This is a genomic window from Okeania sp. SIO2B9 (assembly GCF_010672505.1).
Classification (GTDB): domain Bacteria; phylum Cyanobacteriota; class Cyanobacteriia; order Cyanobacteriales; family Microcoleaceae; genus Okeania; species Okeania hirsuta.
Genome location: NZ_JAAHGK010001478.1, coordinates 1 through 1719, shown reverse-complemented (window position 1 = coordinate 1719; position 1719 = coordinate 1). Strand labels below are relative to the sequence as shown.

1 protein-coding gene is annotated in these 1719 nt (G+C 44.3%); it reads right to left on the bottom strand.

Going from position 1 to position 1719, the window contains the following annotated elements:
- Positions 1-46: 46 nt before the first annotated feature.
- Positions 47-1570, bottom strand: coding sequence for a 5'-nucleotidase C-terminal domain-containing protein (locus F6K13_RS31855; RefSeq protein ID WP_287289691.1), 1524 nt, complete (start codon positions 1568-1570; stop codon positions 47-49).
- Positions 1571-1719 lie beyond the last annotated feature (149 nt).

The following is a 1719-nucleotide window of genomic DNA, read 5'->3' as shown; positions in this document are numbered from 1 at the left end:
GTCGGGAGGTAGACAAACATCTTGATCGAAGCGGATCAACATTTATTTATGTAAGGGGGTGCTTTCCGCCCCACCCTGTGGAGGAGTGGGGAAACCAGCACCCCCTTACCAACCCCCTTATGGTTGTGTTAAAGATAAAGCGGTCAATACTCGCACCACCAGTCATGATATCATCTCCGGGGCCACTATTGAGGCGGTCGCGTCCTTGACCTCCATTGAGAGTATCGTTACCACTACCACCAAACAAGCGGTCAAAACCAGGGCGACCTTCTAAAATATCGTCGCCATCTTTACCATAAAGGAAGTCATTACCAAAACCACCAATAACAGTATCATCAATTTCATCACCAACGAGAGTATCATCACCGTTAGTTCCTTTCACAAATAATACTCTCCGAATACGCTCGTCTTCCTCTGGAGGTGTATCTGCATCACTGAAACTAGGGTTGCCATTAGCAGAAAAATTCACTGATAAATATTCAGCTAGTGCATCTTGTTCCCTACCATTATCAGTAAAGCTAGCGTTATTAGTTGCTCCTGATGGCAAACTTTCATCTACTAAGTCAACCTGATTTTCACCAAATAGTGGGAAAGGATAGCTATCGCCACCACCTGCGAGGAAACCGAGAGTCACTAGCCGAATTTCCCGGTCTGCGTCTCCTACTATCTCTCCATCACTCACTACCACATCAGCGATCGCTCCATTATCATCCACAACAGCTAGACTTCTGACCCGCTCCCCATCTGTGACAACGCCTGTATCATCAAATTCAATTGCTTGTTGAGTAGCATCATAACTGAAAGCAAGGCCACTCACCTGCGGAAACTGACCAGGAGTTGCATCGTCTGTAGTTGCTGCAACACCATGTTCGATAATTTGTTTGAGTTCTTCTGCGGTAACTGTTAGTAAACTGAGGTCGTTATTGAAGCGGAGGGTATTCTCAATATCTAGCTGAGAAATTTGCCCGTCTTCTTTACCTGCAAAAGGGTTTCCAGCAGGAGGCAGCTGTACCAAATCGTCGGAAGTACCGCCAGGAGGAATAAACGACTGACCAATATTGTCGCGGATACCGCCACCATTTTTAATGGAAACTATCACATCAGGGTCGTATTCTTGGGCAATAAATAAATTTGCATCCGCTGTCAAATTTCCCAGATTAGTTTCTTGGGTACGGACATCTCCTCTTGTACCGTTGAGAAATACTTCTGTGGAACCGAAAATATTGCCATCTCTAGCAGAAATGTTGTCATTAATAGCATTAGTCACAGCTACTATTGTGGGGTCAGCTACATCTTCAGGATTGACATCTTCCTCGTAAACTCGGTCAACTCCCTCATCATCAGTGGCATAAACACCACTTAAGTCTTCGTCAAAACTTGTAATAATACCGTTTTCGTCAAAGTCAGCAATGAGGCGACCGACATATTTATAGTTGCCGTCGGTGTTGATGACTAATACAGGTTCATCGCTAGCAGAAGTAAATTGAAGAGGATAGGAATCATCGCGAGTATCTCCATCCCTTAGGATATCATCTTCTGTGGCGAGGAGAGTATTGGAACCACCAGCCATAATGACATCGACATCTGTAATATCAAATCCGGTAGCATCGGAGTAATTAAACCTGAATTTTCGGCCACCAATGGTACTGGGTTATAGCCTTGATTGCAAATTGCTGTGTTAAAAGAACTTGACAACGCTCAAACAGAATTTCTTCTAAC

What these genes read in the sequence shown, in the direction of transcription:
- F6K13_RS31855 (WP_287289691.1), bottom strand. Translation starts at nt 1,570, where the DNA reads ATGGCTGGTGGTTCCAATACTCTCCTCGCCACAGAAGATGATATCCTA.